General features: G+C 66.8%; 18 protein-coding genes. 6 read left to right on the top strand and 12 right to left on the bottom strand.

The window, feature by feature from the left end; translation table 11 throughout:
* Positions 1 to 16: 16 nt before the first annotated feature.
* Positions 17 to 1,135 (bottom strand): NAD(P)-dependent alcohol dehydrogenase, encoded by a 1,119-nt coding sequence (locus QNO10_RS00880; protein ID WP_229945519.1) that lies wholly within the window; start codon positions 1,133 to 1,135, stop codon positions 17 to 19.
* Positions 1,136 to 1,229: 94 nt separating this feature from the next.
* Here QNO10_RS00880 and QNO10_RS00875 point away from each other — a divergent pair, with 94 nt between their 5' ends.
* Positions 1,230 to 2,225: a DUF2804 domain-containing protein gene (locus QNO10_RS00875; protein WP_229945521.1), complete on the top strand. Its 996-nt coding sequence runs from the start codon at positions 1,230 to 1,232 to the stop codon at positions 2,223 to 2,225.
* Positions 2,226 to 2,282: 57 nt separating this feature from the next.
* Here the strand turns inward: QNO10_RS00875 and QNO10_RS00870 are convergent, their stop codons facing one another.
* Positions 2,283 to 2,702, bottom strand: coding sequence for an SRPBCC domain-containing protein (locus QNO10_RS00870; RefSeq protein WP_229945523.1), 420 nt, complete (start codon positions 2,700 to 2,702; stop codon positions 2,283 to 2,285).
* Positions 2,703 to 2,846: 144 nt separating this feature from the next.
* Complete coding sequence (locus QNO10_RS00865; RefSeq protein ID WP_229945525.1) at positions 2,847 to 4,136, bottom strand: adenylosuccinate synthase; 1,290 nt, start codon at positions 4,134 to 4,136, stop codon at positions 2,847 to 2,849.
* 219 nt (positions 4,137 to 4,355) lie between these two features.
* Here QNO10_RS00865 and QNO10_RS00860 point away from each other — a divergent pair, with 219 nt between their 5' ends.
* Positions 4,356 to 4,949, top strand: coding sequence for a hypothetical protein (locus QNO10_RS00860; protein WP_229945528.1), 594 nt, complete (start codon positions 4,356 to 4,358; stop codon positions 4,947 to 4,949).
* Between the two features lie 33 nt (positions 4,950 to 4,982).
* On the opposite strand, the gene QNO10_RS00855 is transcribed toward QNO10_RS00860, so the two are convergent.
* The 4 genes from QNO10_RS00855 to QNO10_RS00840 form a co-directional block, all read right to left on the bottom strand.
* The gene (locus tag QNO10_RS00855) at positions 4,983 to 5,606 is read right to left on the bottom strand and encodes a GyrI-like domain-containing protein (RefSeq protein WP_229945531.1); all 624 of its coding nucleotides are present in this window, start codon (positions 5,604 to 5,606) and stop codon (positions 4,983 to 4,985) included.
* Between the two features lie 150 nt (positions 5,607 to 5,756).
* The gene (locus tag QNO10_RS00850) at positions 5,757 to 6,179 is read right to left on the bottom strand and encodes a DUF3151 domain-containing protein (protein ID WP_229945533.1); all 423 of its coding nucleotides are present in this window, start codon (positions 6,177 to 6,179) and stop codon (positions 5,757 to 5,759) included.
* Positions 6,179 to 7,198: a class II fructose-bisphosphate aldolase gene (gene fbaA / locus QNO10_RS00845; protein ID WP_229945535.1), complete on the bottom strand. Its 1,020-nt coding sequence runs from the start codon at positions 7,196 to 7,198 to the stop codon at positions 6,179 to 6,181. Before fbaA ends, QNO10_RS00850 begins: the two co-directional genes overlap by 1 nt.
* A gap of 123 nt (positions 7,199 to 7,321) precedes the next feature.
* Positions 7,322 to 7,927 carry a TrmH family RNA methyltransferase gene (locus QNO10_RS00840; protein WP_442860218.1) on the bottom strand — a complete coding sequence of 202 codons (606 nt, stop codon included), beginning with the start codon at positions 7,925 to 7,927 and terminating at the stop codon, positions 7,322 to 7,324.
* A gap of 226 nt (positions 7,928 to 8,153) precedes the next feature.
* On the opposite strand from QNO10_RS00840, the gene QNO10_RS00835 reads away from it, so the two are divergent.
* On the top strand, positions 8,154 to 8,906 hold the full coding sequence (locus tag QNO10_RS00835) for an HAD-IIA family hydrolase (RefSeq protein ID WP_229946599.1): 753 nt from the start codon (positions 8,154 to 8,156) through the stop codon (positions 8,904 to 8,906).
* Between the two features lie 8 nt (positions 8,907 to 8,914).
* Here QNO10_RS00835 and pyrE read toward each other — a convergent pair whose 3' ends face one another.
* Positions 8,915 to 9,484, bottom strand: a complete 570-nt coding sequence (gene pyrE, locus QNO10_RS00830; protein ID WP_229945537.1) for an orotate phosphoribosyltransferase — start codon at positions 9,482 to 9,484, stop codon at positions 8,915 to 8,917.
* Between the two features lie 123 nt (positions 9,485 to 9,607).
* On the opposite strand from pyrE, the gene nadE reads away from it, so the two are divergent.
* The 3 genes from nadE to QNO10_RS00815 all read left to right on the top strand — a co-directional run bounded on the left by nadE (position 9,608) and on the right by QNO10_RS00815 (position 12,154).
* Entirely contained in the window at positions 9,608 to 10,429 is an 822-nt protein-coding gene (gene nadE, locus QNO10_RS00825; protein ID WP_229945541.1) for an NAD(+) synthase, read from the top strand.
* 64 nt (positions 10,430 to 10,493) lie between these two features.
* Entirely contained in the window at positions 10,494 to 11,297 is an 804-nt protein-coding gene (locus QNO10_RS00820) for an exodeoxyribonuclease III (protein WP_229945543.1), read from the top strand.
* 2 nt (positions 11,298 to 11,299) lie between these two features.
* Complete coding sequence (locus QNO10_RS00815) at positions 11,300 to 12,154, top strand: DUF8083 family protein (protein ID WP_229945545.1); 855 nt, start codon at positions 11,300 to 11,302, stop codon at positions 12,152 to 12,154.
* A 6-nt stretch (positions 12,155 to 12,160) separates the two neighbouring features.
* Here the strand turns inward: QNO10_RS00815 and QNO10_RS00810 are convergent, their stop codons facing one another.
* From QNO10_RS00810 to QNO10_RS00795, 4 genes are read right to left on the bottom strand one after another with little or no spacing between them, the layout of a single operon-like run.
* Complete coding sequence (locus tag QNO10_RS00810) at positions 12,161 to 12,772, bottom strand: hypothetical protein (protein ID WP_229945547.1); 612 nt, start codon at positions 12,770 to 12,772, stop codon at positions 12,161 to 12,163.
* Positions 12,769 to 13,356 carry a DUF6286 domain-containing protein gene (locus QNO10_RS00805; RefSeq protein WP_229945549.1) on the bottom strand — a complete coding sequence of 196 codons (588 nt, stop codon included), beginning with the start codon at positions 13,354 to 13,356 and terminating at the stop codon, positions 12,769 to 12,771. The genes QNO10_RS00810 and QNO10_RS00805 overlap by 4 nt, the downstream gene beginning before the upstream one ends.
* On the bottom strand, positions 13,353 to 13,736 hold the full coding sequence (locus QNO10_RS00800) for a hypothetical protein (RefSeq protein ID WP_229945551.1): 384 nt from the start codon (positions 13,734 to 13,736) through the stop codon (positions 13,353 to 13,355). The genes QNO10_RS00805 and QNO10_RS00800 overlap by 4 nt, the downstream gene beginning before the upstream one ends.
* Positions 13,733 to 13,924: a DUF2273 domain-containing protein gene (locus QNO10_RS00795; protein ID WP_229945553.1), complete on the bottom strand. Its 192-nt coding sequence runs from the start codon at positions 13,922 to 13,924 to the stop codon at positions 13,733 to 13,735. Before QNO10_RS00795 ends, QNO10_RS00800 begins: the two co-directional genes overlap by 4 nt.
* Positions 13,925 to 13,931 lie beyond the last annotated feature (7 nt).

Below are 13,931 nucleotides of genomic sequence, written 5' to 3'. Positions count from 1 at the left end.
CTCGCTTGTCCCCAGCCTAGACCAGGTCCTCGAAGTGGAGGACGGGTTTCAGGACGCTTCCGCTCTTGGCTGCCGCGGCCGCCTCATTGATGTCCCGGAACGAGTAACGGGTGATCATCTTTTCCAGCGGGAACCGGCCCTGCTGCACCAGATCCACCAGCGCCGGCAGGAACAGCTGCGGGTTGGAATCCCCCTCGGTAATTCCCAGGATCTGGCGCCCGTTGAGCATGAAGTTCACGTCCAGGCTCATGGTGCTGCCCGCGGCGGGTGCACCGATCAGTCCGAGCTTGCCCAGCGGTGCCAGCACCGAGGCGGCGGTTTCCGCCACCTTGACGCTGCCGGTGGTCTCCAGGGCGTGGGTGACGCCCTGGCCGCCGGTCAGTTCCATCAGCGCCTGGACGGCGTCGGTGTTCCCGGAGTTCACGACGTCGGTGGCCCCCAGTTCCCGGGCCAGTTCCAGCCGGGAATCCACCAGGTCCATAACGATAATGCGCGTGGCCGGGGACAGGGCCGCGGCCATTACGGCGGCCAGGCCTACGGGGCCGGCGCCGAACACGGCCAGAACGGATCCCGGCTCGGGCTTCAGGACGTTCAGCACGGCTCCGGCGCCGGTCTGGATGCCGCAGCCCAGCGGTGCCAGCAGGGATAGATCCGCGGCCGGATCCACCTTAGTTACGCCGCGTTCGTCCGCCAGGACCCGGTTGGAGAAGGACGACTGGGCGAAGAAGTGCCCGTGCAGGTCGGTGCCGTTTTCCGAAAGAGTGGAGCTGCCGTCCGCGCGTTCCCCGCCGAGGAGGTTGCGGGACAGGAATTCAACGCAGTACGCAGGGTGGGCACTGCGGCAGTTGCGGCACACTCCGCAGCTGGTGAAGGTCAGCAGGACGTGGTCTCCGGGCTGCACCGAAGTCACGGCACTTCCCACGGCTTCCACCACGCCAGCACCTTCGTGGCCAAGGACACCGGGCAGCGGAAAAGGAATGTGACCTGCCTGCACACCCAGGTCGGTGCCGCAGACTCCGCTGGCCACCACCCGGACCAGTACCTCGTCCGGACGGGGATCATCCAGCCTCACTTCTGCAAGTTCGAAGGGCTGGTTGGTGCCGCGCAGGACGGCGGCCGTAGCTGTGCTGGTCATGTCTGCCTTTCCCGGCCGGATCGGGACACCCGACACGATCTGCGGCGGCGTTCCGGCACGTCTTCACCCTACGCCCGCCCTAGACTTGGGCGGCATGGATGAAATCGCCGCACCCGTTGACCTCGGCTCACCTGCCGGGGTGCTGAATCCGGCCGCCGTGGGCTTTGCCCGCAGCGCCCTGCACCACCCGGTGGTCCCCTCGGGCCTCAAGGGCGGCTGGCGGACCAAGCGCTGGGAGTACTGGGGTGTCCTCACCCCCGAGCTCGCCGTCGGCCTGACCATTGCCCACCTGGACTACGCGTCCACCCTGCAGCTGTACGTGTACGAACGCAGCACCGGCAAGGAGATCAGCGTGGAACCGCTGAAGATCCTGCCCTCCCCTGCGGACGTCTCCCTGCCGGATACACGCCCGCCCCTGACCGCCTTCGGGGCCTTTGGCGGTGCCAGCCTGCGGTTCCACGACGCCGACGGCGGCACCCGGCTGCAGGCGTCCTCCCCGCGGGTCTCCGCGGACCTGTTCGCGGAAGCTGACGGCGACGTCCTCGGAGTGGTGGTGCCGTGGTCCACCCACCGCTACCAGTACACGCTCAAGGACGTAGCCCGCCGGGTTTCGGGCACCGTCACCGTGGACGGACGGGAATATGCAGTGGGCGGGCAGGATTCGTTCGCGGTCCTGGACCGCGGCCGCGGGCGCTGGCCGTACTCGCAGCGCTGGAACTGGGGAGTGGGGTCGGGCACGGTGGACGGCACCCGGCTCGGACTGCAGATCGGCGGGAAATGGACCGCCGGCACCCCGGCCACGGAGAACGCCCTGATCGTGGACGGGCAGCTGCACCATTACGACGGCGAACTGGAGTTCGAGTACGATCTCGCCGACCCGGCGTCGTCCTGGCGGGTGCACGGTCCGTGGATTGACGCGGTACTGACCCCGTTCCACCGGCGGGTGGCAGCGACGAACGCCGTCGTGATCAGCGCCCGGACCTGGCAGGCGTTCGGCACCTGGACCGGCACCGCCCGCACCCCGGACGGAACCGGGTATTCGCTGGACGGGCTGGGCGGCTGGATCGAGGAGGCCCGCAACCGCTGGTAGCCGGTCAGGGCGCGTGGTCCGGCCCGATGGTCCGGCCCGGTGAATCAGCCCCAGCCGTTACCCGTCCTCCAGCACCTTCCGCAGGCTGTCCATCAGCCGCTGTGAGCCTTCGTCCGTCTCGCTGCCCTCCCGGGAGCCGGCGTGCCGGTCGCGGTGCACCAGGATGATCCTGGTTCCTTCCGCGGCCGGTTCCAGCTGCCACTGCAGCGACCCCTGGTCGTTCTCGGTTCCGTACCAGGTGGCGATGAACGTGTGTGAAAACGTGCGTGGGGCATCTACTTCCAGCAGGATGCCCGTGATCTGCGTGCCGCCGTCGTCGTCGACGTAATCGATGGTGGAGCCCACCTCCCAGCTGGTTCTCGGCGCGGTGCCGAAGTACCAGCGGCGGACCACTTCGGGATCGGTGAGTGCCTTCCAGGCCTGATCCGCAGTGGCGGACACGTCCATGCTGTACAGCTGCGCATTGTCGTTGACCATTCGCTATCCCCTCATCTGCGGGCGCACCGTTTGTGCACGCCCACAGGCTAGCGGCGGGACCAATGCCCGGCAACAGTGCGCGTCCACAACACAGGAAGGCCCCGCAGCCTCAACGGCTCCGGGGCCTTCCGGCGGGGGAGGGACTTATTCGCTGATCAGGTCCCGCACCACAATGGTCTGGTCACGGTCCGGACCCACGCCGATGGCGGAGAACCGGGTACCGGACATCTTCTCCAGCGCCAGGACGTAGTTCCGGGCGTTGTCCGGCAGGTCCTCGAGGGACTTGGCACCGGTGATGTCCTCGGTCCAGCCGTCGAAGTACTCGAAGATCGGCTTGGCGTGGTGGAAATCGGTCTGCGTCATCGGCATCTCGTCGAAGCGCACGCCGTCAACTTCGTAGGCCACGCAGACCGGGATCTTCTCGATGCCGGTGAGCACGTCCAGCTTCGTCACGAAGTAGTCCGTGAAGCCGTTGACGCGGGAAGCGTGGCGGGCCAGGACGGCGTCGTACCACCCGCAGCGGCGCGGTCGGCCGGTGTTCACACCGAACTCGCCGCCGGTCTTCTGCAGGTACAGGCCCATGTCGTCAAACAGTTCTGTGGGGAACGGCCCGGCGCCGACGCGGGTGGTGTAGGCCTTGATGATGCCCACGGAGCGGGTGATCCGGGTGGGGCCGATGCCCGAGCCCACGGATGCGCCGCCGGCGGTGGGGTTGGAGGACGTCACGAACGGGTAGGTGCCGTGGTCCACGTCCAGGAAGGTGGCCTGGCCGCCCTCCATGAGGATCACCTTGCCCTCGTCCAGGGCGCTGTTCAGCTCGTAGGTGGAGTCGATGACCATGGGGCGCAGGCGGTCCGCGTAGGAGAGGAAGTACTGGACGACCTCTTCGGCATCGATGTCCCGGCGGTTGTAGACCTTGAGCAGCAGCTGGTTCTTCTGCTTCAGGGATCCTTCAACCTTCTGGCGCAGGATGGACTCGTCGAAGATGTCCTGCACACGAATGCCCAGGCGTGCCACCTTGTCCATGTAGGCCGGGCCGATGCCGCGTCCGGTGGTGCCGATGGCGCGCTTACCCAGGAAGCGTTCGGTGACCTTGTCCATCACCTGGTGGAACGGGGCCACCAAGTGGGCGTTGGCGGAAATCCGCAGCTTGGAAGTGTCCGCACCCCGGGATTCGAGGCCGTCGATCTCGGCGAAGAGCGCCTCGAGGTTCACCACGCAGCCGTTGCCGATGACCGGAATGGCGTTGGGGCTGAGGATGCCCGCGGGCAGCAGCTTAAGTTCGTATTTTTCACCGCCGACGACGACGGTGTGGCCGGCATTGTTTCCGCCGTTGGGTTTGACGACGTAGTCGACGCGGCCGCCGAGCAGGTCGGTGGCCTTACCTTTACCTTCGTCGCCCCACTGGGCGCCGACGATGACAATAGCTGGCATGGGATCCTCCCCCATTAGATACGGGGCGAAGCTGCTTGGTTGCAGATCCGCTACCGTGCATGAGAACGCCCCTGGACTCGCACCTCCTGCCGTCACGGCATACCTCGGCGCAAGTTGCGGGGCTCTTACCTGCCAAGTTTAGCCGATCATGCCGTTGCTCACTCTAGGAATGCGCTGTAGGGGGAACTATCCGCGGCGCTTCGCAGGTAGCGTGGGCGCATGGACCGATTCCGCGGCTACATTGCCGGTCTTGGCACCTCCTCCGGCACGAGGCTGGTGGTGGGGCACTGGCTTGAGTCCCCGCTGGGCCCCTTCACGGACGTGATGGCGGAGGACGCCACCGGTGTGCGGACTCTGCTGGCACCCTCCGAGGCGCCAGCAGAGTATGTCGGCGGGACCTACCGGTTCGACCGGACCGTGGTGACCCCCGTGGACGCCGTTCTTTCCCGGGATGCGCTCCGGGTGGCCGCAGGGCCGCTGCGGATGGAGGCCGTACTGGGACCGGTGACTTTCCTGGGCCGGGTGCTGGAACACGTGCCCGCCCCGCTGGCTGTGGCCCCGTGGTGGCTGAAGCTGATCAACCCCGTGGCCGGGCTGCTGGTTCCGGGGGTCCGGACGGCCGGATCGGCGGGCGGTGGACGGCGGGAGTTCTACGGCGTCCGGTCCATCCGGTCCCTGGCCGCCGCGACGGCCGCGTGGGACGGCGCTGACCTCGGCGGGTTGCGTCCTGTGGAGCCGCCGGTGCAGTTCGGTTTCAGTTCCGTGCCTGCCGCCCCGCAGATTGTCGCCGTCACCACCACGATCCTGCCCTGACTCCCCCGGAAACAGGACGGACCGGCGGAACGGTCAGCCCGTCACAGGACGCACCGGCTGGCGCAGCACAGTGCGCAGCTTCTCCGGCGCTGCCCGGCGCGGGTCGCTGAGGTACACCTCGTGGTGGTCTCCGTTGAACGTCAGCCCGCGCCCGGGCATCCAGGTGGAGTGCAGCCGGGCAAGGACCGGACCCTCCGTGTCGTAGGGCCCCACAAAGAGGATCTGCGCCGCCAGGCCCTCCGTAAGCGTGAGCAGGTGCAGCTGGTCCAGACCCGGAAGCGGTTTCTTAGCGGCAACGGAAGCCACAGCGGCCTCCACCATGTCCTCCGTGATCCACTCCGGCTGGGCAATCAGCATGGTCCAGTCCCAGGTGCTTTTCTCCCGGCGGGTAAATACCTCCGGATCCTCGGCCCGCCACAAACCTTCCAGCGGGCCGACGGTGAAGTCCGCCTCCAGCTCATCCTTGGAGGCAAACTTCAATGAATACGCCACCGGATAGAGGCACTCGAGGGCCTGGCTGTATTCAGCCGAGGTATTGGGGTCGCCGTGCCCATCCACGGCGAGGTAATGCATGATCGGCACGTCCACCAGGGTGAAGTCGCCGCCGCGGGGTGCATAGAGTTCCGGATAGGACCGTTTCAGGTCGAATTTTTCCACGCACACACCACCTTCCGGCCGGCTTCCCAGCGTAGGCACGACCTCCCCGTTCCCGGGAGGTCCGGCCGCACCAAACCCGGACTCCCAACCGAAAAGAAACGGCGGCCCCCGGAAACCGGGGACCGCCGTTTTTAGCGTTGGAGCAGGAGCCTACAGACCTTCGATGGCCGCCTTGGCCTGCGGATCGGAATCGTCGAGGAACTTGCGGATCCGGTCCACTTCCTCGGTTTCGCCAATCGCCGCTGCGGCCCGGCCGAGCGCGTACAGCGAGCGCAGGAAACCGCGGTTAGGCACGTGCGACCACGGGATGGGGCCGATGCCGCGCCAGCCGGCACGGCGCAGGGAATCCAGTCCGCGGTGGTAACCCACCCGGGCGTACGCATAGGACTCCACGTTCTGGCCCTCCTCGAACGCTTCGTCCGCGAGCGCGGCCCACACCTGCGAGGAGGTGGGGTACTTCGCGGCGAGGTCCACCGGCTCGTCGCCTGCCTCCAGGCGGGCGACGACGTCGGTCTCCTCCGGAAGGTAGGTGGCGTCGGGGCCGAGGAGGTTCTTGCGGAATTCGTCTGACATTAGAGTGCCTTACCTGCCGATCCTAGGTTCTGTGCTGCTTCCACCACGCGGGCGGCCATGCCCTTTTCAGCGGCTGCACCCCAGACGCGCGGATCGTACTGCTTCTTGTTGCCCACTTCGCCGTCCACCTTCAGCACGCCGTCGTAATTGCGCAGCATGTGGTCAGCCACCGGACGCGTGTAGGCGTACTGGGTGTCGGTGTCGATGTTCATCTTCACGACGCCGTAGGAGACGGCGTCGGCGATCTCCTGGGCGGAGGAGCCGGAGCCGCCGTGGAAGACCAGGTCGAACGGGCGGTCCTTGCCGATCGATTCACCCACGGAGTCCTGGATTTCCTTGAGGATTTCCGGACGCAGCTTCACGCCGCCGGGCTTGTACACGCCGTGGACGTTGCCGAAGGTCAGGGCGGTGATGTAGCGGCCCTTGCTGCCGTCGCCGAGGGCTTCGATGGTGGCCATGCCGTCCTGGACCGTGGTGTAGAGCTTGTCGTTGATGGCGTTTTCCACGCCGTCTTCTTCACCGCCGACGGTGCCGATCTCAACCTCGAGGATGATCTTGGCGGCCGCCGTGCGGGCCAGCAGCTCCTGCGCGATGCGCAGGTTATCGTCGAGGGTCTCGGCCGAGCCGTCCCACATGTGGGAGTTGAAGATCGGGTCCTCGCCGCGCTTGACGGCGGCTTCGGAGGCGGCCAGCAGCGGCAGGACAAAGTCGTCCAGCTTGTCCTTGGGGCAGTGGTCGGTGTGCAGCGCAATGTTCACGTTGTAGCTCTTGGCTACTTCCTTGGCGTACGCCGCAAAGGCTAGGGAACCGGCGACCATGTTCTTCACGGAGGCTCCGGACCAGTAAGCCGCACCGCCTGTGGACACCTGCACAATGCCGTCCGAGCCTGCTTCGGCGAAACCCGCGAGTGCAGCGTTGAGCGTCTGCGAGGAGGTGACGTTGACTGCCGGATACGCGAAGCCCCCTGCCTTGGCTCGGTCGATCATCTCGGCATAAATCTCCGGGGTTGCAATAGGCATGCTGACTCCAAGGTCGATACGGCAGGGCCTTCAGCCCTCGTTGGCTCCTTACATCCTAGCCACAAGTGCCGTCGCGGCATCAGGTACCGCTGACGGATTACGACGTCGGCCCGGGCACGCGCTTTAGTTCACCTTCTGGCCGAACACGTGCCGCCGGATCCAGCCGTGCATTGCAATGGCCGCCGCGGAACCGGCGTTGATGGACCGGGTGGAGCCGAACTGGGCGATCGACAGGGTGGCGTCGGCGGCGGCATGGACCTCCGGGCTCAGGCCCGGACCTTCCTGCCCGAACACCAGGACGCAGTTCTCCGGCAGCTCATAGGTCTCCAGCGGCACCGAGTCCGGGAAGTTGTCGATGCCGATGATGCTCAGGCCCTCGCCGCGGGCCCACTGAACAAAGTCCTCCACGGTGGGGTGGTTGCGGATGTGCTGGTAGCGGTCGGTGACCATGGCGCCGCGGCGGTTCCACCGGCGTCGTCCAATGATGTGCACTTCCTTTGCCATAAACGCATTGGCCGTGCGCACCACGGTGCCGATGTTGAAATCGTGCTGCCAGTTCTCGATCGCCACGTGGAACGGATGCCGGCGCGTATCCAGGTCCGCCACGATCGCGTCATGTTTCCAGTACCGGTACTCATCCACCACGTTGCGGGCGTCGCCGTTGGCCAGCAGTTCCGGGTCCCAGTGATCCCCTTCGGGCAACGGACCCTCCCAAGGACCCACGCCTATCTGGTGGGTCGGGGCTGCGGCTTCATCGACGGTGTCGTCACTAAGTTCTGAGGGGCTGTCTATCACCCTTCCAGCCTAAGGTGAAAGACTGGCAGCGCCCGCTTCCAGTGCCTCCGGGACAGGTTCCCGGGCCGTGCGGTGCACTGTAAGCCGAAGCAGTAATGCAGTATGCGAGAAATGGGAGACCGTGGGCGAAAACGAGAACATTGAATGCTGGTTGACGGACATGGACGGGGTGCTGGTTCACGAGAACCATCCCATCCCCGGTGCCGCGGAACTCATTGACCGCTGGGTGTCAACGTCCAAGCGCTTCCTGGTGCTGACCAACAACTCCATCTACACGCCGCGGGACCTGGCCGCCCGCCTGCGGGCCTCGGGGCTGGAGGTGCCGGAGGAAAACCTCTGGACGTCGGCGCTGGCCACCGCGGAGTTCCTCAAGGACCAGGTGAAGAACTCCGGGACGCCCGGGCGCTGCTTCGTGGTGGGCGAGGCCGGCCTGACGACGGCGCTGCATGAGGCGGGCATGATCCTCACCGACACCGCACCGGACTACGTGGTGCTGGGCGAGACCCGCACGTATTCCTTCGGGACCATCACCAAGGCCATCCGGCTGATCCTGGACGGCGCCCGGTTCATCGCCACCAACCCGGACGTCACCGGTCCCTCGCAGGAGGGTCCACTCCCGGCCACGGGAGCCATTGCGGCGCTGATCACGGCGGCCACCAAGATGGAGCCCTATATTGTGGGCAAGCCAAACCCCATGATGTTCCGGTCCGCCATGCGCAAGATTGACGCCCACTCCGAAACCACGGCCATGATCGGTGACCGGATGGACACCGACATCGTGGCAGGCATCGAGGCGGGACTGCACACCGTCCTGGTGCTCAGCGGCATCACCCAGCGCGAGGACATCAACCGGTACCCGTTCCGGCCCACGCAGATCATGAATTCCGTGGCGGACCTGATCAACACCATCTGATCCTGCGGCTAGTCGAGGCCGAGTTCGTCCTTGCCAAACGCAAACAGGTACGGCACGCCGGCCTCGGCCTCGATGCGCTCCTTCGCGCCGGTGTCCCGGTCCACGATCACTGCCACGGCCACCACGTTGCCGCCCGCTTTCCGTACGCCTTCGACGGCGGTCAGCGCCGATCCGCCGGTGGTGGACGTGTCCTCAAGGACCACCACGTTGCGCCCCGCGACGTCGGGGCCTTCCACCTGGCGGCCCATGCCGTAGGACTTCTGCGCCTTGCGCACCACGAAAGCGTCCACGGCCCGGCCGGCACGGGCAGCGGCATGCATCACTGCGGTGCCCACCGGGTCGGCACCCATGGTCAGGCCGCCGGCATTGGTGAACCCGATCCCGGCGTTGTCCAGCAGTTCCAGCATCACGTCGCCCACCAGCACCGACGCTTCGTGCTGCAGCGTGACGCGGCGCAGGTCGATGTAATAGTCCGCTTCGGCGCCGGAGGAAAGCACCACGTGGCCGCGGACCACCGCCAGTTCCTTGATCAGTTCAAGCAGGCGGGCGCGGGACGGGGCAATCGCGGGCGATGTCATGGGCCAATCCTAGCCACGGTCGCTGGACCGGTGGGTGGCGGCCCGGATTGCGGCCTTGGCGCCGTCAAACTTCCGCGGACCTTTCCCGGGCACGGTGCGGCAGACGGATATAGGCTGTGGTCCATGCGGAAACTACAAGAGGAAATCATTGCCGAGCTGGGAGTTCAGCCCACGATTGATGCGGCCGCGGAAATCCGCCGCCGGGTGGACTTCCTCAAGGACTATCTGCACGCCTCACACTCCAAGGGTTTTGTCCTGGGCATCAGCGGCGGGGTGGATTCCACCCTTGCCGGCAAGCTTGCCCAGCTGGCCGTGGACGAGCTGAAGGCCGAAGGCACCGAAGCACGGTTCATCGCCCTGCGCCTGCCGTACCGGGTCCAGCATGACGAGGAGGACGCCCAGGCCGCCCTGGAGTTCATTGCTCCGGCGGAGTCCCTGGTCTACAACGTCGGACCGGCCGTGGACGGTTTCCAAGACGAGTACGTGAAGATGACCGGCGAAAAGATCACCGACTTCAACAAGGGCAACATCAAGGCCCGCGTCCGCATGACCGCGCAGTACGCGGTGGCGGGCCAGCACAACCTGCTGGTGATCGGCACCGACCACGCCGCGGAATCGGTCACGGGATTCTTCACCAAGTTCGGCGACGGCGGCGCGGACCTCCTGCCCCTCTCCGGCCTGGACAAGCGCCAGAACCGGGCGCTGCTGGCCGAGCTGGGTGCCCCCGCAACCCTGATCGCCAAGGCCCCCACCGCCGACCTGCTGGATGACAGGCCCGGCCAGACCGACGAAACGGAGCTGGGCCTGAGCTATGACACCATCGACAGCTATCTGGAAGGCGGGGACATCCCCACTGACGCCGCCGAAAAGATCGAGGCCCGCTTTGTGATGACCCGGCATAAGCGCACCATCCCGGTCACCCTTTCCGACACCTGGTGGAAATAGCAGCCGCCGGCCGTGTGGCGCAGGGCGCAGTGTGGAGGCGGACGGGATTCGGTAACGTAGCAGTGTGAAGATAGCTACCTGGAACGTGAACTCCATCCGCGCCCGCGCCGACCGCATCGAGGCCTGGCTGCAGCGCTCCGACGTCGACGTCCTGGCAATTCAGGAAACCAAGGCGAAGGACGACAATTTCCCCTGGGAATTGTTTGAAAAGAACGGTTACGAGGTGGCGCACTTCGGGCTGAGCCAGTGGAACGGCGTGGCGATCGCCTCCCGGGTGGGGCTCGACGACGTCGAACGCACCTTCCCGGACCAGCCGATGTTCGGCAAGACCGAGGACACCACCGTGGCCGAGGCCCGTGCCATCGGCGCCACCTGCGGCGGCGTCCGCGTGTGGAGCCTGTACGTGCCCAACGGCCGTGCCGTGGATGATCCGCACATGCCGTACAAGCTGCAGTGGCTCAAGACCCTCAAGAACCATGCCGCCGAGTGGATCACCGAAAACCCCTCCCTGGAGCTGGCGCTGATGGGTGACTGGAACATTGCCCCGCAGGATGACGATGTGTGGGACATCGACTGGTTCCGTGCCCAGAACGCCACACACATCACCGAGCCCGAGCGGCAGGCCTTCAACGAGTTCCTCGACGCCGGGTTCACCGACGTCGTCCGTCCCTTCCACCCCGGGCCGGGCGTCTACACCTACTGGGACTACACCCAGCTGCGGTTCCCCAAGCGCCAGGGCATGCGCATCGACTTTGTCCTGGGCTCCCCCGCCCTGGCCAAGCGGGTCACCGGCGCCGTCATCGACCGGGAAGAGCGCAAGGGCAAGGGTGCGTCGGACCACGCTCCCGTGATTGTGGAACTGGACTAGCCGTGACGCGGCATCCGCAGCAGTCGCTGTACCGCACCTTCCCGTTTGTCTCCTACCTCCGCGTCTACGAGCCGCTGGACGCCTTTGATGACACCCAGCAGTTGGCCATCATGGAACAGCGCGCCCGCGGACGCCACGAAACCGAAGTCCTCGAACGTACCGATGCCGTCCGCCGGCTGGTCCGGGTGGTGTCCGATCCGTTCCCGCACAACGCCACGGACCTGGTCCGGGTGCTGCATTATCCGGCGCAGGAAGGTGTCACCACCCGCCTGTACTGCCCGAACCAGCTGGCGGTCCGCACCTCCCTGGCCGCCGAATCCCTGGGCGATTCCATCCGCGGGCCCCTGGTGGATGTGCTGGTGCCGGAAGTCGCCCGGGAGGCCCACGCCGCGCGCCTGGATCCGGATTCCTTCGCCGATTCCCTGGCCAAGCTGCACACCCGCTCCGCTACCTGGGGTGTTCCCTTCGGCTGGTTTGTCCTGCTCCACGAAGAGGACCACACCGAGGTGGTGGAGGATGACGGGCATGTCCAGACCGTGCGGCTCTCCGCCCCGGTGCTGCAGTGCATCGAGCGGGCACGTTCGGCCTCGGCTGCCCTGGCCATGGCAGCACCGGAGCTGGACCTGCTGGATGAGCTGGCCGAGCTCACGGCCTGGCTGGAGGTCTTTGATCCGGAGGCGGTGCTGGAGCTCGATTACGGTCCGGTGGCGGACCTGGTCTTCCCCGACGACTCCCCGTCCGATGTACGGCTGGGCATCGAGTCACTGGCCGACGGCGACATGACGGGTGCCGCGGCCGCCTACCGCCGGCTGGCCTCGCGCTGGATTCCCATCCGGCAGCTGGCCCGGGCCTCCTAGGACGTCCTAGCGGACCCGGTCTTCCCTGCCGAAGCGCAGCCGGCGTCCGGCCTCCAGGCTCAGCAGCACCGGGGTCTGGTGCCCGAGGACGGTGTCCAGGGTTTCCACCAGGGCCGTGGCGTCGGCCGCAATCAGGTGCGGAGCCGCTCCCTGCCGCGGAGTGATCCGCACCCGCAGGGCGCTGCGGCCCTTCACTGAGTAGGCGTTGACCGAAGACGCAGCGACATCCGGGTTCTCCTGCAGTGCGCTGCGCAGGGCCTGTTCGGCGACGGTTCCACTGATCTCAACCCGGCCCGGCGCGCCGTCGTCGTCGTATTCGGAGACGAGGGTTCCGGTCCGGCCGCCGCCCTGCCCGGCCATCCACACCACCATCAACACGATGCCCAGGAAGCTCAGCAGGGCAAGCGCCACCCAGATCCAGCTGCCTCTGCCCCCGGGCAGGGCCGTGGCGTCGAGCGAGGAGGAGACGGCGGGACCGGCGTCGGCGGCAAACCCGTGCCAGGCCCGCGCGGCGGCAGGCCAGGCGGAGATGAGCGCCAGACCGCCGCCGATGCCCATCAGCACCAGTCCGAGCAGTCCGAGCAGGAACCGGTTCAAGGCCCTTGGTGTGGCGTTCACTGTCCGATCACCCCGGTTTCGGCAACGCGGACCCGGACGGCCGGCTGCGGGTCAAGCTTGGTCAGCAGCAACTCATCCTCCACTGCCGTACGCACGGCTTCGGCGTCCACGGGAGTACCCGACGTTGGACGGATCTGCACCTCCACAACGGTCCTGCCAACCGTCACCAGCACCTGCTGCGGGGTGACGCCTGCCCGCATCCGGGCACACCGGGCCAGCGACGCGGCCAGCACTTCGCCGTCCACCACGACGGCGGCGCGGGGGTTGGGCAGGGAATAGCGGGCCCGGCGGCCCGGAAGTACGGCCTGCAGGAAGAACAGCAGGCCCGCAAAGAAGATCAGGGCCCCGGACAGGCCGAGGATCAGCGGGTCGGAGTCCGCCGGGAGGCCCGCCAGCCAGTTGCCGAAGGTAGGCGGATCGATCAGCCAGGCCTCCTGTCCCAGCACCTGGAGCACGGATTCCAGCAGGACATAGCTGAAAAAGAGGATGCCCAGGACAGCGACCGCGGCGGCCGCGGCCGTGCGTGCCGAATGTGTCTCGCGCCGAAGGATTCTGTTGGTTACCGCCAGGTCCGCCTGCTTCACCGCACCCGCCTTCCTTCGGCCGGCAGGACGCCGGTGACACGGATGTCCACCCGGGAGAGCCGGGAACCCGTAAGTTCGGCAACGCGCTGCATCAGCACCGGTTTGGCGGCGTGGGCCCGTTCCCAGACGGTTCCGCCGGCGCGGTCCAGCATGCCGGGGGTCAGCGCCTGCAGCGGTGGCAGCGTGATGGGCAGGGACACCGACAGGGCGAGCTTCCCCCGGTCATCCGTCCACTGGACACGCACCTGCTGGGCGGGCACACCGAAGTATTCGGATGCTGCCGCCTTAGCGGTGCTGCTCAGGGCCTGGGTGCTGATCCGGTTGTGTCCCGCCAGGTGCGCGGCGGTTTCCGCCGCCGGGGGCGCAGCTATGGTGCTCACGAAGAGGAGCGGCGGCCGGTCAGCGCATCGGAGACGCTGCGGAAATCAATCTTGCCCTCCGCAGCGCGGCCCAGCAGCGCTCCGGCCGCAATAAACAGGGCGGTCAGCAGAAAGCCCCAAAAGTCGAAAATCAGTGCGGCAAAAGCCAGTACGGCTCCAATTGCCATTCCCACCACTGTCGGTTTCATTTCCCCT

This window comes from Arthrobacter sp. zg-Y919, from assembly GCF_030142045.1.
Lineage (GTDB): Bacteria > Actinomycetota > Actinomycetes > Actinomycetales > Micrococcaceae > Arthrobacter_B.
This window is presented reverse-complemented; position numbering and strand designations above follow the sequence as displayed.

What these genes read in the sequence shown, in the direction of transcription:
- QNO10_RS00870 (WP_229945523.1), bottom strand. Translation starts at nt 2,702, where the DNA reads ATGGTCAACGACAATGCGCAGCTGTACAGCATGGACGTGTCCGCCACT.
- QNO10_RS00795 (WP_229945553.1), bottom strand. Translation starts at nt 13,924, where the DNA reads ATGAAACCGACAGTGGTGGGAATGGCAATTGGAGCCGTACTGGCTTTT.
- QNO10_RS00875 (WP_229945521.1), top strand. Translation starts at nt 1,230, where the DNA reads ATGGATGAAATCGCCGCACCCGTTGACCTCGGCTCACCTGCCGGGGTG.
- QNO10_RS00865 (WP_229945525.1), bottom strand. Translation starts at nt 4,136, where the DNA reads ATGCCAGCTATTGTCATCGTCGGCGCCCAGTGGGGCGACGAAGGTAAA.
- fbaA (WP_229945535.1), bottom strand. Translation starts at nt 7,198, where the DNA reads ATGCCTATTGCAACCCCGGAGATTTATGCCGAGATGATCGACCGAGCC.
- QNO10_RS00860 (WP_229945528.1), top strand. Translation starts at nt 4,356, where the DNA reads ATGGACCGATTCCGCGGCTACATTGCCGGTCTTGGCACCTCCTCCGGC.
- nadE (WP_229945541.1), top strand. Translation starts at nt 9,608, where the DNA reads ATGCGGAAACTACAAGAGGAAATCATTGCCGAGCTGGGAGTTCAGCCC.
- pyrE (WP_229945537.1), bottom strand. Translation starts at nt 9,484, where the DNA reads ATGACATCGCCCGCGATTGCCCCGTCCCGCGCCCGCCTGCTTGAACTG.
- QNO10_RS00850 (WP_229945533.1), bottom strand. Translation starts at nt 6,179, where the DNA reads ATGTCAGACGAATTCCGCAAGAACCTCCTCGGCCCCGACGCCACCTAC.
- QNO10_RS00880 (WP_229945519.1), bottom strand. Translation starts at nt 1,135, where the DNA reads ATGACCAGCACAGCTACGGCCGCCGTCCTGCGCGGCACCAACCAGCCC.
- QNO10_RS00835 (WP_229946599.1), top strand. Translation starts at nt 8,154, where the DNA reads ATGGACGGGGTGCTGGTTCACGAGAACCATCCCATCCCCGGTGCCGCG.